We start from the raw sequence: 23,206 nt of genomic DNA, 5'->3' as shown, positions 1-23,206 counted from the left end.
GCCGGTGTGGAACCACGGATTTGTTTGGAGGGAGCGTCCTACTTCAGGCCGAGCTCCGCCGTCGGGGTCTTGAAGGATTCGCGGGCGGTCATCGCGGAGACCGCCGCGATGACGCAGATGACGCCGGTGAAGATGCTGATCTGGACCCAGCCGCCGGCCTTGGTGCCGCCCATTGCCGTCACGATGGTCGGGGCGAACCCTGCCATGAGGAAGCCGATCTGGGTGCCGATGGCCAAGCCTGAGAAGCGGACCTTGGTGCTGAACATTTCGCCGTAGAAGGAGGGCCACACTGCGTTTGCGGCGGCGTATCCGAGGGAGAAGTACACCACGGAGACCAGGAACATGAGCGGCACGTTTCCGGATTCGAGCGTCAAAAGGAACACCGGCGTCATGATGGCGCTGGCTACGGCGCCGTAGATGAAGACGGGCTTGCGGCCGATCCGGTCAGCCATCCGGCCGAAGACCGGCTGGGTGCCAAGGGCGACGACGTTTGCCGCCACGACGAGCCACAGGGTGATGGTGCTGTTCACGTGGGCCACGTCCTTGGCGTAGGCAATGGCCAAGGTTCCGAAGACCGTGCTCACCGCCGAGATGAAGGCGCAGCAGATAACGCGCAGGACGTCGGCCCAGTGCAGCCGCAGGAGGTCGGCCACGGGGAGCTTGGCGATCTGGTTGTTCTTCTTGGCCTCGGCGAACGCCGGCGGTTCGTGCAGGGTGCGGCGGATAAAGAACGCTACCAGGACCACGACGGCGCTGAGCCAGAACGGGATCCGCCAGCCGATGCCGTACTTGACCTCGTCCGGGAGGGCGACGACCGGGATGAAGACCAAGGCTGCGAGGATCTGGCCGCCCTGGGTTCCGGTAAGGGTCCAGGAGGTAAAGAAGGAGCGGCGGTTGTCCGGCGCGTGTTCCAGCGTCATGGATGAAGCCCCGGCTTGTTCACCGGCGGCCGAGAGGCCCTGGCAGAGCCGTGCGAAGACCAGCAGCGCCGGAGCCCACCAACCGATGGACTTGAAATCGGGGAGGCAGCCGATGATGAACGTCGCACCGCCCATGAGCACCAGGGTAAACATCAGCACGCGCTGGCGGCCGATGCGGTCGCCGAAGTGCCCCAGGATGATGGCTCCAACGGGCCGTGCTACGTAGGCGAAGCCGAACGTCGCGAAGGACATAATGGCTGCGTTGGCGTCGGCGCTGGGGAAGAAGACGTGCGGGAAAATCAGGGCCGCGGCCGAACCGAAGATGAAGAAGTCGTAGTACTCGACGGCGCTACCGAGGAAGCTGGCGAGGGCGGCCTTCTTCGGCGTTCCTGCCGTGGCAGTGCCCGGCGTCGTAGACGGGATCGTGTGACTCATGGTGTTCCTTTTGTGTGACGGCGATGTCGCATCTGGCTGAAATGTGCGTACCTGGAACGTCGTTGTGGGTCCGGCAGCGGCCTCACACTGTAGCCACATTGTGAGAGCTACTTGTGCGATATAGCAATGATGACTGTGAGCGCAGTCACTTGTCAAGATATTTACTCACCATCTAGATATAGCTCTCACGATGTGGCAATCTTTAGGTATGGATGTGAAGGAAGACACAAAAACCGACATGATCGGCAAGGCCCTGGGCCTCCTGGTATTACTGGGTAATGAGCCGAAGGGGGCCAGCGCCTCGGAGCTCGCCCGCCAGGCGGAGCTGCCCTTCAGTACCACCTACAGGCTGCTCGGATCCCTGACCCGCGACGGATTCGTTGACTACGAGGCCGACGGCCGCCGCTACCACCTGGGGCTTCGCGTCTTCCAGCTGGGCCAGCGGGTGTCCAATCACCATGGCTTTGCGGGTACCGCGCGGCCCATCCTGCAGCGCGTGACGGAAGGGACCGGCGAAGCCACCATCCTTTCGGTCCGGGATGGCCACCACCACCTCACGGTCAACAAGGTGGACGGCCCCCAAATGTTCCGGGTCACGAGTGATCCGGGGCATCTTGGAATGCTGCACACCACGGCCGTGGGCAAGGCGCTAGTTGCCTTCGCGGACGACGACGAGCGGAAGCAGTTGGTGGAAGAGCTCGAACTGGAGCCGCTGACGGAGTTCTCCATTACCGACCGGGACGCTTTCCGCCTGGAAATCGAGAAGGTCCGGCGCCAGGGCTACGCGATCATGGACGAGGAAAACGAGGTGGGCATGCGCGCCGTCGCCGTCCCGGTCCTCAATTCCCAGGGCGTTGCGTTCGCCTCGCTTGCCACCGCCGTCCCTGTCTTCCGAATGAGCGTGGAGCAGCTGGTGGCGGTGGTCCCCTTGCTGAAGAGCGCGGCGTCAGAGCTTGCCGACCGCCTGCCGCAGCGATAACGGCGCGTTAATAGCTATCACTTTTGTTCGCGATAAGAACACTAGTGCAATATATGAACATTTTGTGTAGTCTGATTCATACCGCCCGGCGGAGCAGCACGCTCTGGACGTCCCGAGGGAATCCAGGGAGGGCCAATCCGCGGGTGCAGTTGTCAAAGGAGCAATGAGCATGAGCAACCGAGCCGAATCCTTCCTGGTGGGCCTGATCGGTGAAGGCGTATCGCCTTCACTGACGCCGCCCATGCATGAGAGGGAGGCCGACGTCCAGGGGCTGCGCTACCTGTACCGGCCCATCGACCTGCTGGAGCTCTCCCTGCCCGGCTCCGCCGTCGGCGATTTGCTGACCGCTGCTTCCAGGCTTGGCTACAACGGCCTCAACATCACGCATCCGTGCAAGCAATTGGTGCTGCCGTTCCTGGACGAGGTTTCCGAGGACGCAAGGCGGCTTGGCGCTGTGAACACCGTGCTGATCAAGGACGGCCGCTTTACCGGCCACAACACGGACTTCTCCGGCTTCGGCTCAGCTTTAGCCAGCGGCCTTCCCGACGCCGGCCTGGAGCGAGTCGTCCAGCTCGGCGCCGGGGGTGCGGGCTCCGCCGTCGCATACGCCCTCCTTTCCGCGGGGGTCAAGTCACTGGACCTTGTGGACGTCGATCCGGTGCGCTGCGCGGAACGGGCGGCGGAACTTGCCGCGCTGTTCCCGGGCAGCACCGTCACGGCGCGCACGACGGCGGAGCTGCCGCAACTCATGCCGCTGGCCGACGGTTTGGTGCACTGCACCCCGGTGGGCATGGCCGCGCATCCAGGCCTCCCGCTGGACATGTCCCTCGTGGAACCCCGCCACTGGGTGGCTGACATCGTCTACCGACCGATCGAAACGCAGCTGGTGCTCGAGGCCCGCGCCAAGGGTTGCCGCGTTCTCGACGGCGGTCGCATGGCCGTGGGGCAGGCCGCCGACGCCTTCCGCATCTTCACCGGCCGCGATGCCGATCCAGAACGGATGCGGGCGCATTTCCTGGAGCTGGTGGGCGCCGAGGTATCCAGGGCCGAAGAGTCCAAGGCCGACAAGGCGCTCGCCGGGGCGGGGCACTGATGCGCACGGGAATCGCCACCGTCTGCCTCTCCGGTACGCTCAAGGAAAAGATGCAGGCCTGCGCTATCGCGGGCTTCGATGGCATCGAGATCTTCGAACAGGACCTCGTCACCTCCCCGCTTAGCCCGGAGGACGTGCGGAAAATGGCCGCTGACCTGGGACTCGGACTGGACCTCTACCAGCCGTTCCGCGACTTTGACAGTGTCTCCGAAGACATCCTGCAGGAAAACCTGCGCCGGGCGGATGCCAAGTTCAAGCTCATGTCCCGCCTCGGAATGGACACCATCCTGGTGTGCACCAACGTGGGAACCGCCACGATCGACGACGACAGCCTCCGGGCCGAGCAGCTATCCCGGCTGGCGGAATTGGCCGGGAACCACGGCGTCAAAGTGGCGTACGAGGCCCTGGCCTGGGGCAAGTATGTCAACGACTACGAGCACGCGCACCGCTTGGTGGACACCGTGGACCACCCCAACCTGGGCACCTGCCTCGACTCCTTCCACATCCTTTCCCGCGACTGGGACACCGCACCCATCGAGGCCATCAAGCCTGAGAAGATCTTCTTCGTCCAGGTGGCCGACGCCCCGAAACTCTCCATGGATGTCCTGTCCTGGAGCCGCCATTACCGCGTGTTCCCGGGCGAAGGACAATTTGAACTGGCCAAGTTCATGGGCCACGTGGCACGCGCGGGCTATTCCGGCCCGGTCTCGCTGGAGGTCTTCAACGACGTCTTCCGCCAGTCCGATGTGGAGCGCACGGCCGTCGACGCGATGCGCTCGCTGATCTGGCTTGAGGAACAAAGCGCCAAATGGCTCGACGCGAAAGCGGCATCCCTTGCGGCGGAAGGCGTCTCTGGTGACTCGCCCGCCAACGCAGCCGGCCGCCGTCGTTATCCCATGGAACTGGCCACGCTGCCCAAGGTCGCCGAACCGGCCGGGTTCAACTTCGCAGAAGTCAAAACCGATGAGCCCGCACAGCTCGAAACTCTCCTGGGCCAACTCGGCTTCGAATTCGACGGCCGGCACCGGACCAAGGACGTGCAGTTGTGGTCCATGGGCCACGCCCGCGTCATCATCAACGAACAAGCGCCGTCGCACAGTGAACCCGCCATCGCGGCGTTGGGGTTCGACGTCGACTCTCCGGTGATTGCCTCGGCCCGCGCCCAGCAGCTCAAGGCTCCCGTGGTGCCACGCAAGGTGCAGGCGGACGAGGAAGTGTTCCAAGGCATCGCCGCCCCGGACTCCACCGAGATCTTCCTGTGCCAGGGCAGCCCGGACGGGACCGCGGCATGGACCAGCGAATTCGGGCAGACCCATGAATTCGGCGAAGGCCTCAAGCACCCTACAGCGGGAGCGCAAGCGGCGATCGACCACGTGAATTTGGCCCAGCCGTGGCAGCATTTCGACGAAGCCGTCCTCTTCTACACGAGTGCCCTCGCGCTGGAACCTCAACCGTTCGCCGAAGTGCCGAGTCCCAGCGGCCTGGTGCGCTCGCAGGTCATGGTGACGTCCGACCGTGCCGTGCGCATGGTGCTGAACCTGGCTCCGATGCTTCAGCAGGAGCCCGGCCAGAAGGGCAACGGCGCCCGCAAGAGCTACCAGGAACACATCGCCTTCGCGGTGGATGACCTCGTGGCCACGGCCCGGGCGGCGCAGGCACGGGGACTCGACTTCCTCCGGATACCGGCCAACTACTACGAGGACCTGGATGCGCGGTTCGCCTTGGATCCTGCCTTCCTGGCCACCCTCAAGGAATTGAACCTTCTCTACGACAGGGACGCCAACGGTGAATTCCTCCACTTCTACACCGCCACAGTGGGCAGCGTGTTCTTCGAAATGGTGGAACGCCGCGGCAATTACGACGGCTACGGCGCACCCAACGCCCCCGTGCGGCACGCCGTCCAGTACGACTCGCTTCACGCCCACCACTAACCAGAAGCAACGAAAGAAACCACCCGAAAGGAGCCGGCCGTGCTGCTAGACGCAAATGCCGGGCACTACCAAGACGACGAGCTCGTACCTGCGGCCGAACCGCATGCCGGGCACGCGCCGTTGGACGCCGCAGCCGAAACCCAAGCGGATCTCAGCGCCGAGATCAAAGCGATCGGCGAAGCGTACGCCCAGGCGCTCAAGAACGGTGCCGCGCCGGAGACCCAGCCCCGCCTGGACTTTGCGCCGTACCGCAGCAGCATCCTGCGCCACCCCACCAAGAGCCTGCACCACGCGGACCCTGAGACTATCGAGCTGTACTCGCCGGCGTTCGGGCACCAGGACGTGCATGCGTTGGAGTCGGACCTCACCATCCAGCACAACGGTGAACCCCAGGGCGAGCGGATCATCGTTCAGGGCAAAGTGCTCGACGGCGACGGCCGCCCGGTTGCCGGCCAACTCGTAGAGATCTGGCAGGCCAACGCTGCCGGCCGTTACATCCACAAGCGTGACCAGCACCCCGCCCCCCTCGACCCGAACTTCACCGGCGTCGGACGCTGCATCACCGGACCGGACGGCACCTACCGATTCACCACCATCAAGCCCGGCGCCTACCCATGGAAGAACCACCTCAACGCCTGGCGCCCGGCGCACATCCACTTCTCCCTCTTCGGCACGGATTTCACGCAGCGCATCGTCACCCAGATGTACTTCCCGGGCGACCAGTTGTTCCCGCTGGACCCCATCTACCAATCGATCGTGGACCAGGACGCCCGCGACCGCCTCGTCGCCAAGTACGACCACGAGCTGACGAGCCCCGAATGGGCCCTCGGCTACAACTGGGACATCGTCCTGAGCGGTTCGAAGCGGACCTGGACCGAAAACGAAGCCTTTGGCGACGCCGGGGACGAGGAGTAGAACATGAGCAAGCTGACACCCACACCAGGCCAGACCGTTGGCCCGTTCTACGGCTACGCGCTCCCCTTTAATAAGGACAACGAGCTCCTCGCCCCGGGCAGCGCCGGAAGCATCCGCCTGCAAGGCACCGTGTATGACGGCGCCGGAGAAGCTATCCCGGACGCCATCCTGGAGATCTGGCAGCCGGACTCCGAAGGCAACGTAGTCCAGCGCACCGGCTCCCTGGTCCGCGACGGCTACACCTTCACCGGTTGGGGCCGCGCCGCGGTGGGCAACTCCGGTGTGTTCACGTTCACCACGGTCAACCCCGGCCCCACCGAAGCGGGCGCGGCTCCGTTCATTTCCGTCGCCGTTTTTGCGCGTGGCCTCATGAACCGCCTGTTCACCCGCATCTACTTGCCGGAAAACGAGGAAGCGCTCGCTGCCGACCCGCTGCTCAACTCCCTCGATCCCGAGCGCCGCAAGACCCTGATCGCGCGTCGCGACGCGGATGGCGGACTCACGTGGGATCTGCGCCTGCAGGGCCGGAACGAGACTGTTTTTCTCGACTTCGAAGGCGCCTCCCAGTGAGTGGCGACGGCGATTTCGGGCTGCTCAGCCCGGTTTCGGCGTCGCCCGCCGTCGTGGCGCTGACAGGTGACCGTGCGGTGATCGCGGCCATCCTCGACGTCGAAGCCGCCTGGGCATCCGTGCTCGAAGAGGCGGGCTTCGCGCCGGCCGGTTCTGCCGCCGTCGTCACCGAGGCCACGGAATCCTGGGCCTACGACGCCGCTTCCATCGCCGAACGCGCACAAGGTGGCGCCAATCCGGTCATTCCGCTGCTGGCCGATCTCCGGGGGAGGGTCAGGCAGCTCGAGGCTGGGCGTCCCGGCGGGCCGATCGGCGCGTTTGCCGCGGTACACACCTCCCTGACCAGCCAAGACGTCCTGGATTCGGCCCTGATGCTGCTCGCGCACCGCGTCCTTTCAGCGCTTCTCGCCGAGGTAAAAGGTACGACGACGGCGCTCGCCGCCCTTGCGGAGCAGCATGCGGACACGCTGTGCGTGGGCAGGAGCCTGACGCAGCACGCGCTTCCGTTCACCTTCGGGCTCAAGGCGGCGCAGTGGTTCCACGGAGTGGCAGCCGCGGCCCGTCGCCTCGAAGCGCTGGAGTTGCCCGTGCAGTTCGGCGGCGCCGGCGGCACCCTGGCCGCCGGCACCGTACTCACGGAAGGCTCGTCGTCGAGCCCCTTTGCGCTGGCGGATGCCTTGGCCGGAAGGCTGGACCTCGCTCCCGTTCCCGCACCGTGGCACACCAACCGGCTGGCGGTCACTGGACTCGGCGACGCCTTGGCTTCCCTCACGGACTCCTTCGGCAAGATCGCCTCGGACCTGCTGTTCCTCAGCCGACCCGAGGTTGCCGAGCTCGGTGAGCCCCTTGCCGCTGGCCGCGGAGTCTCCTCGGCCATGCCGCAAAAGCAGAACCCCGTGTTGTCCGTGCTGATCCGCAGCGCGGCGCTCCAGGCGCCCGGGCTGGCTGCGCAGCTGCACCTTGCAGCCGCGAACTTCAACGACGAACGCCCGGACGGCGCCTGGCACAGCGAATGGCCTGCCCTGCGTGGCTTGCTTCGGCTCACACTCGGCGCAGCCACCCAGCTGCGCGAGCTCGCCGAAGGCCTCCGCGTCTTCCCAGAGGCAATGCGCCGCAACCTGGAAATCTCCGGGCCGTTACTCCTCAGCGAAGCCGTCGCATCCTCCGTAGCTCCGCTCCTCGGCGCGGACAGGGGCGAGGCGAAGGCCAAGCTGCAGTCCGTCGTCGACCAGACCCTGCAAGCACCCGCAGCCGAGCAAGCCCGGATCTACACCAAGCTCCTCCGCGAAGCCGTCCCGGCCAGCAAGCTGTCCGATGAGGAACTGCAGGCCCTTCTAGACCCTGCGAACTACGTCGGTGAGGCTGCCGAGATCAGCCGTCGCATCTTCGCCGCGTACCCGGAATTCACACACACCAACCTGAAGGGAACCGATCGTGGCTAAGCCCATCGTCAAGGCGGTGCTGCTGTCCCCGCAGCGCACGCTGGGGGAGAAGCCGCTCCTGGTGGTGGGGCCCTCGCTCGGAACGTCCACCGTGCTCTGGACCGAGACGGCAGCCCTGCTCGGCAACGAGTTCGACGTCATCGGCTGGGACCTGCCCGGCCACGGCGTCTCGCCCGCGGCCTCCGAAACGTTCAGCGTCGCCGAACTCGCGGACGCGGTGATTGACTTGGTGGACTCGATCGCGCCCGGTGCCGTGTTCCACTACGCCGGCGATTCCCTGGGCGGTGCCACCGGACTGCAGCTCGGCATCAAGCACGGAGAACGGCTCAAGTCCCTGTCCGTGCAGTGCAGCGGAGCGAAGCTAGGCACTCCCGAAGGATGGCTGGAACGCGCCGAAACCGTTCGTGCGCAAGGAACCGCGGTGATGATCCAGGGTTCCGCGCAGCGTTGGTTCGCTCCCGGCTTCATGGATCGCCAGCCCGTGGTCAGCAGCCGACTCCTGCATGCCCTGCGGGACGCCGACCGCTTCAGCTACGCCTTCTGCTGTGAAGCCCTCGCCGGATTCGACGTCCGCGCGGAACTCGGCAGCATCACTGTCCCCACGCAGGCACTGGCGGGCGTCGAGGACACCGTTGCGCCGCCGTCGTTCGCTGAAGAAATTGCCGCGGGCATCAACACCAGATTCAACACAGGTGGCGGCACCGCTATCGCTATTGCGCTCGACGGCGTCGGGCACCTTGCGCCCGCCGAGGCGCCTGCCGTCGTCGCGGACCTCATGCGGACATTCATGACGGAGGCCGGAAAATGAGCACTGATTCTTCGCAAGGCGCCGTTCAGCGCGACGCTAGCTCGCAGGAAATCTACGACGCTGGCATGGTGGTCCGCCGCGAAGTGCTCGGCGATGCGCACGTGGACCGCGCCAACGCCAAGAAGGACGAATTCACCGAAGACTTCCAGGACATGATCACCCGCATCGCCTGGGGAGGCATCTGGACCCGGCCCGGCCTGACGCGGCAGATGCGCTCCGCCGTCACCATCACCGCGATGGTGGCGCACGGGCACTGGGAAGAACTGGCCATGCACATCCGCGCGGCCATCACGAATGGGCTGAGTAGGGACGAGATCAAGGAAATCCTGCTGCAGACCGCCATCTACTGCGGAGTCCCCTCCGCCAACACCGCATTCAAGACCGCTCAAGGCGTTTTCGCGGAGCTCGACGCGACCCCCGAAGCCCCCACCCACCCAACTAACTCGCATTAGATGTCGTTTTGAACCCTCATAACGACATTAACTGCGAGTTGGTTGGGATCACAGAAACTTAGAGGAGACCCCATGAACCAGGCGTATGTGTACGACGCCGTGCGCACACCTTTTGGAAAATTCGGCTCCGGCCTTGCCGGGGTGCGCCCGGACGACCTAGCTGCCCACGTGGTGCGCGAAGCCGTCAAGCGGGCCCCTGCTTTGGATGTTGAGCGGATCGACGAGGTGGTGTTCGGGAACGCCAACGGCGCCGGCGAGGAGAACCGCAACATCGCCCGCATGGCCACCTTGCTGGCCGGGCTCCCGACGTCGATCCCGGGCACTACGGTCAACCGCTTGTGCGGGTCATCCTTGGATGCCGCGATCATCGCCTCCCGCCAGATCAACGCCGGCGACGCCGAGCTGATGCTCGTGGGCGGGGCCGAGTCCATGTCGCGTGCACCCTGGGTGCTGCCCAAGACGTCCAAGCCGTACCCTGCCGGGGACATGACCCTGGCTTCGACCACGCTGGGTTGGCGCCTGGTGAACCCGGCGATGCCGAAGGATTGGACCATTTCCCTGGGCGAGGCGACCGAGCGACTGCGTGAGAAGTACGGAGTCACCCGGGAACGCCAGGACGAGTTCGCCGCGGCCTCGCACAACCTCGCGGCCGCGGCGTGGGACGAGGGCTTCTACGACCAGCTGGTGACCCCGGTTCCGGGCACGGAGCTGGTCCGTGACGAAGGCATTAGGGCGGGTTCGACGGCGGAGAAGCTGGCCGGGCTCAAGACCGTGTTCCGTCCCGAGGCCGGCGGTCCGGAGGGTGGAACGGTCACGGCGGGCAACGCTTCTCCGCTGTCCGACGGCGCGTCCGCGGCGTGGATCGGCAGCGAAAGCGCCGCCGGGCTGCTCGGGCTGGAGCCGCTGGCCCGCATCGCCGGCCGCGGAGCACACGGAAACGATCCGCAGTTCTTCGGCTACGCCCCGGTTGAGGCCGCCAACAAGGCACTCGCGAAGGCGGGAATCGGCTGGGAGCAGGTGGGCGCCGTCGAACTTAACGAAGCTTTTGCCGCGCAGTCCCTGGCCTGCATCGATGCGTGGGGTATCGATCCGTCCATCGTGAACCGGCACGGCGGAGCGATTGCGATGGGCCACCCGCTGGGCGCCTCCGGCACCCGGATCCTCGGCACCTTGGCCCGCAGCCTGCAGGCTTCTGGTGAGCGATGGGGTGTCGCGGCCATCTGCATCGGGGTCGGGCAAGGACTGGCCGTGGTGCTGGAGAACGTCACCTCCGGCGTAGCCGGAAAAGGAGCCTAGAGGAAATGCTGAAATTCATTGACACCGTCGGCGAGGCCATCGCCGGCATCAAGGACGGCTCCACCGTCATGATCGGGGGCTTCGGCAATGCGGGCCAGCCGTTCGAACTCATCGACGCGCTGCTCGATTCCGGCGCCACCGACCTCACCGTGGTGAACAACAACGCCGGCCAAGGCGACCAAGGCCTTGCACTGCTGATCAAGGAAGGTCGGGTCCGGAAGATGATCTGCTCCTTCCCGCGCCAGTCGGATTCCTGGCACTTCGACGCCAAGTACAAGGCCGGCGAAATCGAACTGGAACTCGTCCCGCAAGGGAACCTCGCCGAGCGCATCCGGGCCGCCGGCGCGGGTATTGGCGGGTTCTTCACCCCCACCGGTTACGGCACCATGCTCGCGGAAGGCAAGCACACGCGCTTCCTCGACGGCAAATGGCAAGTGTTCGAGACGCCCATCCACGCCGACGTCGCACTCATCAAGGCCCTCAAGGCCGACGGCAAGGGCAATCTCGTCTACCGCAAGACCGCCCGGAATTTCGGCCCCATCATGGCCGCCGCGGCCAAACACACCATCGTCCAGGTGTCGGAGATCGTCCCGACCGGCGCCCTGGACCCGGAGAACGTGGTGACCCCGGGAATCTACGTCAACAGCATCGTGAAGGTGGCCTGACATGAGCATCCAAACGTCAACAACACCCTTGGGACGCGACGATCTCGCGCGGCTCGTGGCGCGGGACATCGCTCCCGGCTCGTTCGTGAACCTCGGCATCGGCCAGCCCACGCTCGTCTCCAATTACCTCACCGAAGAGCAGAACATCACCCTCCATACGGAGAACGGGATGCTCGGGATGGGCCCTGAGGCCAAGGGCGAGGAGATCGATGGCGACCTCATCAACGCCGGCAAGATCCCCGTCACCGAGCTCCCCGGCGCCTCGTATTTCCACCACGCCGATTCCTTCGCGATCATGCGCGGCGGGCATCTGGATATCTGCGTGCTCGGCGCGTTCCAGGTATCCGCCACGGGGGACCTCGCCAACTGGCACACTGGAGCACCGGACGCCATCCCGGCCGTCGGCGGGGCGATGGACCTGGCCACCGGCGCGAAGGACGTGTTCGTCATGATGACGCTCCTGACCCGCGAGGGCGTGTCCAAACTCGTGGAGCACTGCAGCTACCCGCTCACCGGCGTGGGCTGCGTGACGCGCGTGTACACGGACAAAGCAGTCTTCCTGATAGGGCCCGACGGCGTGACCGTGCGTGAGACGTTTGGCTGCACCTTCGAAGAACTCCAAGCCCTGGTGCCGGTCCCGCTGAAGGCGGCGGGCGCCGTCGTCGGCGTCTAAAGGGCAGCGCGAGCTGGCAGCAGATGCCCTCTGGAAGCAATCCACGGGGCAAGTGCTGCCAGTTCGCGCTAATAAGATTGGTAACCATGACCGACGCAGCAGTAGCCGGAGCCCCGCAGGCGGGTGCTCCCCAGGCCAGCGACCAGTACGTGCAATCGCTGGCACGCGGATTGTCCGTGATCCGCGCTTTCGACGCGGCCAACCCCGTCATGACGCTCAGTGAGGTGGCGGCACGCACTAACCTGACGCGTGCCACGGCGCGACGGTTCCTGCATACCCTGGTTGAGCTGGGCTATGTCCGCACGGATGGCAAGACCTTCGCCCTCACGGCGATGGTGTTGCAGCTTGGCTATTCGTACCTGTCGGCGTTGTCCCTGCCCCAGCTCGCACAGCCGCACCTTGAAGAACTTTCCCTCAAACTGGGGGAGTCGACGTCGGCCGCGGTACTGGATGGCGCGGACATCTTCTACGTGGCCCGCGTGACCACTCGCCGGATCATGACGGTCGGGATCTCGGTGGGCACCCGCTTTCCCGCCTACGCCACGTCCATGGGTAGGGTGCTTCTGGCTGGCCTGACGCCGCAGAAACTGGACGAGTACCTGTCCTCGGTGGAGTTCAAAGCCCTGACGCCGCGGACCATCACGTCCCGCGAAGAGCTGGTGGCCGAGCTGGATCGCGTGCGCAGGCAGGATTGGTGCGTTTTGGACCAAGAGCTGGAGCTCGGACTTATGTCCGTGGCAGCGCCCGTTCGCAACGCTGCCGGCAAGGTGGTGGCCGCCGTCAACGTCTCGCTCCAGGCCCAAAACGTCGCCGCGCAGCGTGATCCGCGGGCCTATATCGAGTCGGTTCGCGACGAAATCGTACGAACTGCCGGGCTGATTTCGGCGGATATTGCCGCCAAGCACTAGCAGAGGCGCTCGGGGCCGAATGTCTAGAGCCACAAGCTCGTCACGCCCGTGAGGCCTTGGACCTGGACGGGTGTGTTGCTGCTGCTCGCGGCGCCGTTGCCAAGTTGACCCTGCGCGTTGTCACCCCAAGCGCGGACCGTTCCATCACTGAGCACAGCGAATGCGTCGTACATGGTGCATGCCAGCGAGCTCACCCCGATGAGGCCCTGGACCTGCACCGGGGCGGGGCTGTCAGTGGTGGTGCCGTTCCCCAGCTGGCCATACCAGTTGGCGCCCCATGCGCGGACGGTTCCATCCTTGAGGACCGCGTACGCCGAGACTTCGCTTGCGGCGACGCTCGCGACCTCGGTGAGACCCGGAACTTGGACCGGCACGCTGCTGCTGGCGGTGCCATTGCCTAGCTCGCCATACGTGCCGGCCCCCCAAGCCCGGACTGTCCCGTTCCCCAACACCGCGTAAGCCGTGCCGCCGTTGGCTGCGAGGGACACGGCTCCTGCCAAACCGGAGACTTGGACCGGGGTGTTGGCGTTCGCGTTGGTGCCGTTGCCCAGCTGGCCGTAGCCGTTGTAGCCCCAGGCCCGGACCGTCCCGTCAGCCAGGACTGCATACGCCGTGCCGTAACTGGCCGTGATGGAGGAGACGCCCGTGAGGCCGGTGACTTGGACCGGGGTGTTGCTGTCGGCGTTGGTGCCGTTGCCCAGTTGCCCGGATTGGTTGCTGCCCCAGGCGCGCACCGTCCCGTCAGTCAGAACCGCGTAGGCGGAGCCCCCGCTGGCTGTGATTGAGCCGGCCCTGGTGACCCCCTGGACCTGGACGGGGACGCTGCTGTTGCTGGTGGTTGCATTGCCGAGCTGGCCGGAGGAATTGTCGCCCCACGCCCACACCGTTCCATCGCCCAGCAGGGCGTAGGCCGTGCCTCCGCTGGCGGTGATGGATACGACTCCGGAGAGTCCGCTGACTTGGACGGGCACGCTGCTATCGCTCGTGGTGCCGTTCCCGAGCTGGCCGAAGCTGTTCCCGCCCCAGGCCCACACCGTTCCGTTGACCAGCGCGGCGTACTTGGTGCTGGGACCTTGGGCTCCCATGGCGACCCCGGACAGTCCCGTGACGCCAAGCGGCACGTTGCTGAACGAAGTTGTGCCGGTAACGCCGAGTTGGTGGTTGTAATTGTCACCCCATGCGCGGATGGTTCCATCTGCAAGCACGGCGAATGCGGTCCCTCGTGCCGCCGAGATCGATGCTGTTCCCGCTAGACCGGTGAGACCCGTGACTTGGGTGGGAACGTTGCTGTTAGCGGTAGAGCCGTTGCCGAGTTGTCCGGTCGGGTTGACGCCCCAGGCACGGACCGTCCCGTCACGCAGCACGGCATACGCCACCGGGTTGTTGGTGTCCCCCTTGCCAGCAGTGATGGACAAAGCCGTGGTGAGGCCGCTTACCTGGATGGCAGTGGTGCTGTTGGTGGTGGTCCCGGTGCCGAGCTGCCCGGACTGGTTGAGGCCCCATGCCCGTGCTGTCCCGTCGCCAAGTACGGCGTATACGCTGCCTTTGCCGGCTGCCATGGACATGACGTTGCTGATCCCCTGGACGCGGACCGGGGTGTAGCTCTCCGACGTCGTCCCGTTTCCGAGCTGGCCGCTCCCGTTCGCGCCCCAGGAACGCACGGTCCGGTCGGCCAGTAGCGCGTACGCGTTGTAGTTGCTGGCCACGATGGAGGTGACGCCGCTGAGGCCTTGGACCTGAACCGGTCTGTTGCTGCTGTTGGCGGAGGTTCCGCTGCCAAGCTGCCCGCTCGAATTGTCGCCCCATGCCCGGACGGTCCCGTCGGACAACAGTGCGTAGGCGCTGAAGTCGCTAGCGGTGACGGCGGCGACCCCCGTCAGGCCGATGACCTGGGCCGGCGCGCTGCTTCCGATTCCTGTGGTGCCGTTGCCGAGTTGACCCACGAAGTTGGAACCCCAAGCACGGACGGTTCCGTCATTGAGCAGGGCATATGCGCCGTAATAAGTGGCCGTGATCGCGGTGACGCCAGTGAGGCCTTGGATCTGGATGGGGGTGCTGCTGAAGGTGATCCCGCTGCCGAGTTGTCCGGTGGAACTCTCGCCCCAAGCGCGTACGGTCCCGTCGCCGAGGAGTGCGTACGCTGTGCGACCGTTGATCGTGATCGATGTGACTCCGCTGAGGCCCTGGACTTGCACGGGAGTGCTGCTGTCGTTGGTGGTTCCGTTGCCGAGCTGCCCGGACTGGTTGCTGCCCCAGGCGCGTACGGTCCCGTCGGCCAGCAGCGCGTAACTGGTGGAACCATCGCCGGCGATCGACTTGACTCCGGAGAGGCCGGTAACGGCGGCAGGGCTGGCGAGGTAAGGGGTGGTCCCGTTGCCCAGCTGGCTGGATTGGTTGTTACCCCAGGTGACAGCTGAACCGCTTGACGCTCCGGGAAGGTAGTAGCCCGCGACGTCGGCGATCAGCTGCGTGGCGCCGTCGGAACGGTTGAAGAGGGTGATCTTGCCGTCGGCCCCCACGGGGACGGTGACGGAGCTCGGAACAGTCTGGCCGCTCGCGAAATTCACATTGGACGCATTCGGCCGGATGCTCCCCGAAGCGTAAGCGGTGATGAACCCGAACGATTGCGGGCCGGTGACGGTCAGGTTGAAAACCGCGGCCGCGACGTTGGCGGGAATCCCGCCCGCGCCGCCCACGCGGAAGGACACCGTCCCGTCCGGACCTGCCGGCGCGCTGTTCCGTGTATCCAGGAGTCGTGCGGGATTCACGGGAACGAAAGCGCCCGGAGCGCTCGGGGTCCCTGAGAGGAAATAGCCGGCGACGTCGGCGATCAGCTGGGTGCTGCCGGAGGAACGGTTGAAGAGAGTGACTTTGCCGTCGACGCCGACTGGAACCGTTACGGAGTTCGGAACCGTTTGGTCTGTGGCGAAGTTGATGTTTGAAGAGTTCGGCCGCGTGGTTCCGGAGGCGTAGGCCGTGATGAACCCGAACGACGTCGGATTCGCCACGGTGAGGTTGAAACTCACCGCCGAGACCGAAGCCGGAATCCCGCCCACGCCTCCCACTTGGAAAGACACCGTTCCGTCAGGGCTCGCAGGCGTGCTCCCGCGGGTGTCCAGCAGCCTGGCAGGGGCTATCGGGACGAAGGCGCCGGGTACGGTCGGCGTTCCGGGGAGGTAGTACCCGGACACGTCGGCAATCAGCTGGGTGCTGCCGGAGGAGCGGTTGAAAAGGGTGACTTTGCCGTCGACGCCGACCGGTACTGTCACGGAGTTCGGTACGGTCTGGCCGGCAGCGAAGTTCACGTTGGAGGAGTTCGGCCGTGCGGCACCGGAAGCGTAGGCCGTGACGAATCCGAACGATTGCGGGCCGGTGACGGTGAGATTGAAGACCACCGCCGCGGCCGCAGCGGGAATTCCGTTCATGCCGCCCACCTGGAAGGACACGGTCCCGTCGGGGCCCACAGGCGTGCTGGTACGGGTGTCCAGGAGCCTGGCGGGTGAGATCGGAATGAAGGCTCCGGCCGCCGTCGGCCTCGCCGAAGTTCCCACGACGGCGACCGGCGCGCTCGTGGAACCGCCCGTGCCGGCAGCCCAGGCGCCGGGCGCCGCAAGGCCGGACAAGATCAGCAGGACGCCCATTGCGCCAGCAACGCCGGTGGCGCCACGCCTCAGCCACGCACGCAAAGACCCCATGAAATCTCCGAAGGACTGGGCTCCCGATGACGGGCAAGCCGGTATTGATCCTCGCGAAAATTACCACATGGGTAGATCCCGGCGTGGTTGCCACGGCGCGTTGTAGCGCGTGGGCTCGCGGCGCGGGCGAAGCTGCGCCCACCGCATCACCGCGTCAGCTTGGCGCCGTCCGGGTGTTCGTCGCCGATGTGCCCGGGAGCGTTGGCGGCCAGGACGCGCTCGACGAACGCGCTGTACTCCTCCATGTAGTGGCGCAGGATGGATGCCGTGCCTTCGTCCCTGACCGATCCGTCCTCGTTGTAGGCCGCCGGATTGAACTTGATGTAGGCCTCGGGAGCATTCAGCTGAGGTGCGTCGAGGAAGCTCAGGACGCTACGCATGGATGCCTGCATCACGGCCGTCCCGATGCTTCCGGGTGATGTGCCGATGATTCCTGTTGGCTTGCGCGCGAAGGAGTTGGTTCCCCACGGCCGCGATCCCCAGTCGATGGCGTTCTTCAAGGCGCCGGGGACGGAGCGGTTGTACTCGGGGGAAACGAACAGGATGCCGTCCGACGCCGCGATCGCGTCCTTGAGGGCCCGGCCGGCAGGCGGGTAGTCGGCGTCGTAGTCCGGGCTGTACAAGGGCAGGTCCTTGATGGGAATCTCGGTGAATTCGAGCTCTTCCGGCGCTACGCTGATGAGCGCCTTGGACAGGACCCGGTTGATGGAGCGGCTTGAAAGGCTGCCGACGAAGTATCCGATCTTGTACGTTGCCATGACTGTGTTCCTTCCCGACGGCGCGGCCGGAACCGGCTCATCGACGGTGCGGTAACTGGAGTCTCCCAGCCCACAGCGAGCTTATTAGAGCAGCCCGAAGATGGGAATGGCCGGACGCCGCCGCCACACCTACTCCCGCCCGGGCCTTCCGCGTCCTAGACTCAAGCCAACAACGGCTCGGGACAATGCTGTTCAGAAGGACGTTGGGGTTTCGGAAAGGGAGCGCGGGTGAAACTTGGCATAGCGCGGGAACGGCTCGATGGTGAACGTCGTGTGGCTGCGACGCCGGAGACGGTCACGCAGTTGGCCGGACTGGGACTGGACGTCGTCGTCGAAAGCGGAGCCGGAGGCGCTGCGGGCCACAGCGACGAGGACTACCGCCAAGCAGGCGCGCTCATCGTCCCCGACTTGGATCTGGCCCGACTGGACGTCTACGCTCACGTCCGCCCACTCGAACCAACGACGGCGGCCGCGCTGCGACGGGGCGCCGTCACCGTTGGCCTGGCCTCGCCGTCGTCGGAACTTCCCACCGTCCGCGCGCTCGCCGAAGCGGGCGTGACATCCTTCGCGCTTGAGCTGGTGCCGCGCATTTCCCGGGCACAATCCATGGATGCGCTCACCTCCCAGGCCCTGGTGGCCGGGTACCGCTGCGTGCTCGAGGCGGCCATGCGGCTCCCGCGCTTCTTTCCGCTCTACATGACGGCCGCCGGAACCATTCCCCCGGCCCGTGTGCTGGTGCTGGGAGCGGGCGTGGCAGGCTTGCAGGCCATCGGCACCGCGAAAAGGCTGGGCGCACGCGTCTCCGCCAACGACATCCGGCCCGCCTCGGCGGACGAGGTCGCATCCATGGGCGGCACCTTCATCAAACTCGACGTGGAGACGGCCGAATCGTCCGGCGGCTACGCGCGCGAACTCAGCGCCGACCGCGGTGCCCTCCAGCGTGAGCTGCTCGCCCCGCACGTGGCCCAGGCGGATGTGCTCATCACGACGGCGGCGGTCCCCGGACGGCGGGCCCCTCTCCTCGTGAGCCGCGAAATGGTCCAGCACATGCGCCCGGGCTCGGTGGTCGTCGACCTCGCCGCAGAGTCCGGCGGCAACGTGGAGGGCTCGGTACCGGGGCTGGATCTTCAAATCCCGACGGCGGACGGCCAAGGCACGGTCACCCTGGTGGGGATGAAGGATGCCGCCTCCGCCATGCCCGCTGACGCGTCGCGCCTCTACGCGAAGAACGTCGCGAACCTGCTGGCCCTCATGACGTGTGATGGAGCCGTCGTCCCCGACTTCGGCGATGAGGTGGTGGCGGGTGCGTGCCTGACGCACGACGGCGAGGTGCGGCACGGTCCGACGGCCGAGGCGCTTGCTGCGCTCTCCGCCGAGACGGCGGAATCCGTGAGCTCTGCCAATGAGGGGGTTTCCTGATGGACGGCATCGCCCTGCTCACCATCACTGTCCTGGCCGTCTTCGTGGGCTTCGAAGTGGTCTCCAAGGTCTCAAGCACACTGCACACTCCCTTGATGTCCGGCGCGAACGCCATCCACGGAATCATCCTGGTGGGCGCGATCATCGTCGCAGGGCAGGCCTCGGACCCATGGGTCCTCGCGGTGGCCTTGCTCGCCGTCGTCCTCGCCACCGCCAACCTGGTAGGCGGATTCGTGGTGACCGACCGCATGCTGGAGATGTTCCGCGGCCGTAAACGCGTTGCGCCGCCCGGCGGGAAGCCGGAGTCCATAGACGCTGCGTCCAAGGGGCGCACGCGATGACCCTCATCGATCCGGTGTGGACTTCGCTCCTCTACCTCGCGGCCGCAGTCTGTTTCATCCTCGCGCTCAAGGGACTCAATTCGCCACGAACCGCCCGGCGAGGCAACCTGGTGGGCGCATTCGGTGCGGCGCTCGCCGTCGCCACGGTCTTCCTCTCGGTCAAGATGGACAACGTTCCCTGGATCCTGGGCGCCATGGTGATCGGTTCGGGCGTTGCCGCGCCGGTCGCGCGCCAGGTCAAGATGACCCAGATGCCGCAGCTCGTCGCGCTTTTCAATGGCGTGGGCGGTGGCGCCGCAGCGCTCGTTGCACTCTTGGAACTTGCGCACACGGAGGACCACTGGGTGCGCGTGGCGATCGTCTTCACGCTGCTGGTGGGGGCGGTGTCCTTCGCGGGTTCCGCCATCACGTTCTCCAAACTCCAGGAGCTCATGACCACCCGCCCGGTGGTGTTCCCCGGTCTGCCGACCCTCATGGGGGCGGTGCTGCTAGCGGCGGTGGGTGCCGCCGTCGCCGTCGTTTTTAGCGGTTCCATCGCGCTCGCGTTCCTGCTTTTGGTGCTCGGTCTGGCGGCGGGCGTGTTGCTGGTGCTCCCTGTAGGCGGCGCGGACGTGCCGATCGTCATCTCGCTGCTGAATGCCTTCACCGGCCTGGCCGTGGCAGCCTCGGGCCTGGTGCTTGGCAATGTGCTTTTGGTGGTGGCCGGCACGTTGGTGGGTGCCTCTGGCACCATCCTTACCAGGGCCATGGCCGCGGCCATGGGCCGCAGTGTTGCCGGCATCCTTTTTGGCGCGTTCAAAGGAGGCTCGACGGCGGGGTCGACGGCGGTGAGCGACCGCCCCGTCCGCTCCTCCAGCCCCGAAGATGTGGCCGTGCTCCTTGGCTATGCGCAACGGGTCATTATTGTTCCCGGCTACGGGCTCGCGGTAGCACAAGGGCAGCACACGGCGGCCGAGCTGGCCCTTGCGTTGGAGGCGCGGGGCATCGACGTGGATTTCGCCATCCATCCGGTGGCCGGCCGCATGCCCGGGCACATGAACGTCCTGCTTGCCGAAGCCAATGTGCCCTATGAGTCCCTCAAGGAAATGGGCGAGATCAACTCGGAATTCCGGACAGCCGACGTCGCGCTGGTGGTCGGCGCGAACGACGTCGTCAATCCGGCCGCGAAAACCACCGCGGGTTCGCCGATCTACGGCATGCCCATCCTTGAAGTGGCCGACGCGCGACAAGTAGTTTTCCTGAAGCGCTCAATGCGGCCGGGATTCGCGGGAATCGAGAACGAACTCATGTACGAACCGCAGACCACACTGCTGTTCGGCGACGCGAAGGAATCCCTCACCAAAGTGTTGAGTGCGGTCAAGGCGCTCAAGCTTAGTTAATCAAATCTGGGGTGCCCGCCGGCCTTTCTGCTGCCCAATCGGGTGAGCACACTCAGGATCGCTAGGCGAAGCTGCCGCCCAGCCGGGTGAGCCCACTCAAGACGCGGAAGAATCCAAGGCCCTATCATCGGCCGAAGACCTAGGGTGGGAACGCTCCCGCCCTTGACGGTTGCCCGGGCTTCGAATGGACGGTGAGCGGAGTGGCTGGACTCTCGATTCAGGAGCAGGCGGTGACGCGGCGCATCGGCGTCCGTTGGGCCGCCGTTGGAGCGTGCGCGGCAATGGTCCTGGCACTCCTCAGTGGCTTTGCTTTGCCGGCTCATGCGGTTGCAAACACCGTCATCACGCTGACCTTCGATGACGGCAACGCCGACCAACTGACCGCCGCAGCCACGCTGAAGAACCTCGGACTCCACGGCACCTATTTCGTCCCCTCCGGATGGGTCGATCAGCCGAGCTATTTCACCTCGGCGAACCTGCAGCAGCTTTTCGCCGACGGAAATGAGATTGCCGGGCACACGGTCACCCACCCCGACCTGGTCACCTTGACCTCGGATGAAGTGACGCGCCAGGTGTGCAACGGCAGAGTGGCCCTGGCAAACATGGGCTTCAAGGTCACCAGCTTCGCCTACCCCTTCGCCTCCTTGGATCCTGCCGTGCAGACCATCGTGAAGAATTGCGGGTTCAACAGTGCACGCGGGCTCGGGGACCTTTACAGCAAGGACGATCCCGGGCTACCGGCTGCCGAAACCATTCCGCCCGCCAACCCCTATGACACCGCGGCACCGGAGGAAGTGGACAGCACATGGACGCTGTCCAACCTTGAAAACTCCGTGACCAGGGCACAGGCTGCCGGCGGTGGCTGGGTTCAATTGACGTTCCACCACATCGCCGTGGGGACCGATCCCACCCTTACCATCAGCCCCAGCCTGTTCAACCAATTCGCTTCCTGGCTAGCGCAACAACAGGCAGCGGGCAGCATCGCCGTGAAGACGGTTGACCAGGTAATCGGTGGCGCGGTCCAGCCCCTCGTCTCCGGCCCGCCGGTGCCGCCCCCGCCTCCCCAGGGGACCAACATGATCCAGAACCCGAGCCTCGAGACACTGACCAGCGGGATTCCGCTGTGCTGGGCTGCTGGTGGATACGGCACCAACACCCCCAGCTTTTCAGTGGTCTCGCCTGGCCACACGGGCAATAACGCAGAACGACTGACTATGAGCGGCTACGTCAGCGGTGACGCGAAACTCCTGCCAGCCCTGGATCTTGGCGGCTGCTCTCCCACGGGCACTCCGGGCCATATCTATCAGCTCAGCGCTTGGTATAAATCCAATGTCATCACCCAATTCGAGGTCTACTACCGCACCGGAACGGGGTACTGGACCTATTGGACGGCGAGCCCGTTGTTCAACGCGAGCAGTAATTGGACGCAAATCACGTGGACCACACCGGCGCTCCCGGCAGGTGCCTCGGGAATCAGCTACGGACTGAACATCCAATCCAACGGTTCGATCACCACGGACGACTATTCGATGATCGACATCACCCAGGCCGCGGCGACGGCGCCGGCTGCTCCCACGGGGGTGGCCGCGACGGCGGGTAACGCTTCGGCGGTGGTGTCCTGGACGGCGCCGGCCAACGGCGGCTCCCCCATCACTTCGTATGCGGTGACGCCTTCGTCCGGTGGCACGGCTTTGGCTCCGGTGACGGTTACCGGTAACCCGCCCTCAACGACGGCGACCGTCACCGGGCTGACCAACGGCACCGCCTACACCTTCACCGTCACGGCAACGAACGCCGTCGGGATGTCACCCCCGTCGGCCGCGTCGGCTCCCGTGACACCGACGGCCCCAACGGTTCCGGGGACTCCCACCGGCGTGAGCGCGACGGCGGGAAACGCCTCGGCGGCCGTGTCGTGGACGGCGCCGGGCAACGGCGGCTCCCCGATCACCTCCTATGCGGTGACGCCTTCCACCGGTGGCACGGCCCTGGCTCCGGTGACTGTGACCGGGAATCCGCCCGCGACGACGGCGACCGTCACCGGACTGAGCAACGGCACGGCCTACACGTTCACGGTGACGGCGACGAACGCCGTCGGGACCTCCGCGCCGTCGGCGGCGTCGGCTCCGGTGACCCCGACGGCCCCGGTTCCCGGGGTCACCAACGGCGGGTTCGAATCCGGGCTCACGTCCTGGACCACCGGCGGCGTCAGGGCACCCGTGGCCTCCACCACCGCGCACACCGGCACCGGCTCCGCGCTCCTGGGCCTGGCCTCCGGCACCGAACCGCTCGGCGACAGCACCCTGGCCCAGACCCTCACCATGCCCGCCACCGGGACCTCCACCCTGTCCTTCTGGTACCAGCCCCACACCGCCGACGACACCTGCACCGGCACCGCCTGCCGCTACGACTGGATGGAAGCACAAGTCCGCACCACCGGCGGCACCACCCTGGCGAGCCTGTTCAAGCTCAGCAGCAACTCCGGCACCTGGACCCAGCTCAGCACGAACCTCTCCGCCTACAACGGCCA

19 protein-coding genes are annotated in these 23,206 nt (G+C 65.9%); 16 read left to right on the top strand and 3 right to left on the bottom strand.

All coding sequences use genetic code 11. The annotated features are described in order from the left end of the window. Nucleotides 1-38: 38 nt before the first annotated feature. Complete coding sequence (locus AC3WJU_RS19640) at nt 39-1,355, bottom strand: MFS transporter (protein WP_284988502.1); 1,317 nt, start codon at nt 1,353-1,355, stop codon at nt 39-41. A gap of 208 nt (nt 1,356-1,563) precedes the next feature. Here AC3WJU_RS19640 and AC3WJU_RS19635 point away from each other — a divergent pair, with 208 nt between their 5' ends. The 12 genes from AC3WJU_RS19635 (at nt 1,564) to AC3WJU_RS19580 (ending at nt 13,087) form a co-directional block, all read left to right on the top strand. After that, nucleotides 1,564-2,334 carry an IclR family transcriptional regulator gene (locus AC3WJU_RS19635; protein ID WP_059388805.1) on the top strand — a complete coding sequence of 257 codons (771 nt, stop codon included), beginning with the start codon at nt 1,564-1,566 and terminating at the stop codon, nt 2,332-2,334. A gap of 169 nt (nt 2,335-2,503) precedes the next feature. Next, nucleotides 2,504-3,427: a shikimate dehydrogenase gene (locus AC3WJU_RS19630; RefSeq protein WP_284988501.1), complete on the top strand. Its 924-nt coding sequence runs from the start codon at nt 2,504-2,506 to the stop codon at nt 3,425-3,427. After that, the gene (locus tag AC3WJU_RS19625; protein WP_492260633.1) at nt 3,427-5,358 is read left to right on the top strand and encodes a bifunctional sugar phosphate isomerase/epimerase/4-hydroxyphenylpyruvate dioxygenase family protein; all 1,932 of its coding nucleotides are present in this window, start codon (nt 3,427-3,429) and stop codon (nt 5,356-5,358) included. Before AC3WJU_RS19630 ends, AC3WJU_RS19625 begins: the two co-directional genes overlap by 1 nt. 42 nt (nt 5,359-5,400) lie before the next feature. Beyond that, nucleotides 5,401-6,273, top strand: a complete 873-nt coding sequence (pcaH, locus tag AC3WJU_RS19620) for a protocatechuate 3,4-dioxygenase subunit beta (protein WP_284988596.1) — start codon at nt 5,401-5,403, stop codon at nt 6,271-6,273. A 3-nt stretch (nt 6,274-6,276) separates the two neighbouring features. Further along, on the top strand, nt 6,277-6,843 hold the full coding sequence (gene pcaG / locus AC3WJU_RS19615; protein WP_306964646.1) for a protocatechuate 3,4-dioxygenase subunit alpha: 567 nt from the start codon (nt 6,277-6,279) through the stop codon (nt 6,841-6,843). Then, complete coding sequence (locus tag AC3WJU_RS19610; protein ID WP_492260632.1) at nt 6,840-8,285, top strand: lyase family protein; 1,446 nt, start codon at nt 6,840-6,842, stop codon at nt 8,283-8,285. Before pcaG ends, AC3WJU_RS19610 begins: the two co-directional genes overlap by 4 nt. After that, nucleotides 8,278-9,093, top strand: a complete 816-nt coding sequence (locus AC3WJU_RS19605; protein ID WP_306964642.1) for an alpha/beta fold hydrolase — start codon at nt 8,278-8,280, stop codon at nt 9,091-9,093. Before AC3WJU_RS19610 ends, AC3WJU_RS19605 begins: the two co-directional genes overlap by 8 nt. Further along, on the top strand, nt 9,090-9,545 hold the full coding sequence (pcaC, locus tag AC3WJU_RS19600) for a 4-carboxymuconolactone decarboxylase (protein WP_492260631.1): 456 nt from the start codon (nt 9,090-9,092) through the stop codon (nt 9,543-9,545). Before AC3WJU_RS19605 ends, pcaC begins: the two co-directional genes overlap by 4 nt. A 72-nt stretch (nt 9,546-9,617) precedes the next feature. Then, nucleotides 9,618-10,841: a thiolase family protein gene (locus AC3WJU_RS19595; RefSeq protein WP_492260630.1), complete on the top strand. Its 1,224-nt coding sequence runs from the start codon at nt 9,618-9,620 to the stop codon at nt 10,839-10,841. A gap of 5 nt (nt 10,842-10,846) precedes the next feature. After that, complete coding sequence (locus tag AC3WJU_RS19590) at nt 10,847-11,506, top strand: 3-oxoacid CoA-transferase subunit A (RefSeq protein ID WP_306964636.1); 660 nt, start codon at nt 10,847-10,849, stop codon at nt 11,504-11,506. Nucleotide 11,507: 1 nt separating this feature from the next. Next, on the top strand, nt 11,508-12,179 hold the full coding sequence (locus AC3WJU_RS19585) for a 3-oxoacid CoA-transferase subunit B (RefSeq protein WP_059388801.1): 672 nt from the start codon (nt 11,508-11,510) through the stop codon (nt 12,177-12,179). A gap of 86 nt (nt 12,180-12,265) precedes the next feature. Then, nucleotides 12,266-13,087: an IclR family transcriptional regulator domain-containing protein gene (locus AC3WJU_RS19580; protein WP_059388800.1), complete on the top strand. Its 822-nt coding sequence runs from the start codon at nt 12,266-12,268 to the stop codon at nt 13,085-13,087. A 23-nt stretch (nt 13,088-13,110) separates the two neighbouring features. Here the strand turns inward: AC3WJU_RS19580 and AC3WJU_RS19575 are convergent, their stop codons facing one another. Both AC3WJU_RS19575 and AC3WJU_RS19570 read right to left on the bottom strand, forming a co-directional pair. Beyond that, the gene (locus tag AC3WJU_RS19575; protein WP_492260629.1) at nt 13,111-16,782 is read right to left on the bottom strand and encodes an RCC1 domain-containing protein; all 3,672 of its coding nucleotides are present in this window, start codon (nt 16,780-16,782) and stop codon (nt 13,111-13,113) included. A 146-nt stretch (nt 16,783-16,928) separates the two neighbouring features. Then, entirely contained in the window at nt 16,929-17,540 is a 612-nt protein-coding gene (locus AC3WJU_RS19570; protein ID WP_284988494.1) for an NADPH-dependent FMN reductase, read from the bottom strand. A 228-nt stretch (nt 17,541-17,768) separates the two neighbouring features. Here AC3WJU_RS19570 and AC3WJU_RS19565 point away from each other — a divergent pair, with 228 nt between their 5' ends. From AC3WJU_RS19565 to AC3WJU_RS19550, 4 genes are all read left to right on the top strand, one after another. Continuing rightward, a complete protein-coding gene (locus AC3WJU_RS19565; protein WP_284988493.1) occupies nt 17,769-18,959 on the top strand; it encodes a Re/Si-specific NAD(P)(+) transhydrogenase subunit alpha in 1,191 nt (396 codons plus the stop codon). Beyond that, nucleotides 18,959-19,300 (top strand): NAD(P) transhydrogenase subunit alpha part 2, encoded by a 342-nt coding sequence (locus AC3WJU_RS19560; protein ID WP_492260628.1) that lies wholly within the window; start codon nt 18,959-18,961, stop codon nt 19,298-19,300. Before AC3WJU_RS19565 ends, AC3WJU_RS19560 begins: the two co-directional genes overlap by 1 nt. Then, nucleotides 19,297-20,679, top strand: a complete 1,383-nt coding sequence (locus AC3WJU_RS19555) for an NAD(P)(+) transhydrogenase (Re/Si-specific) subunit beta (RefSeq protein WP_284988491.1) — start codon at nt 19,297-19,299, stop codon at nt 20,677-20,679. The genes AC3WJU_RS19560 and AC3WJU_RS19555 overlap by 4 nt, the downstream gene beginning before the upstream one ends. Nucleotides 20,680-20,909: 230 nt before the next feature. After that, nucleotides 20,910-23,206, top strand: a 2,297-nt coding sequence (locus AC3WJU_RS19550; protein WP_492260627.1) for a fibronectin type III domain-containing protein, incomplete at its 3' end; no start/stop codon positions are given.

It is taken from the genome of Arthrobacter sp. FW306-1B-F12A, assembly GCF_058781865.1.
This window is presented reverse-complemented; position numbering and strand designations above follow the sequence as displayed.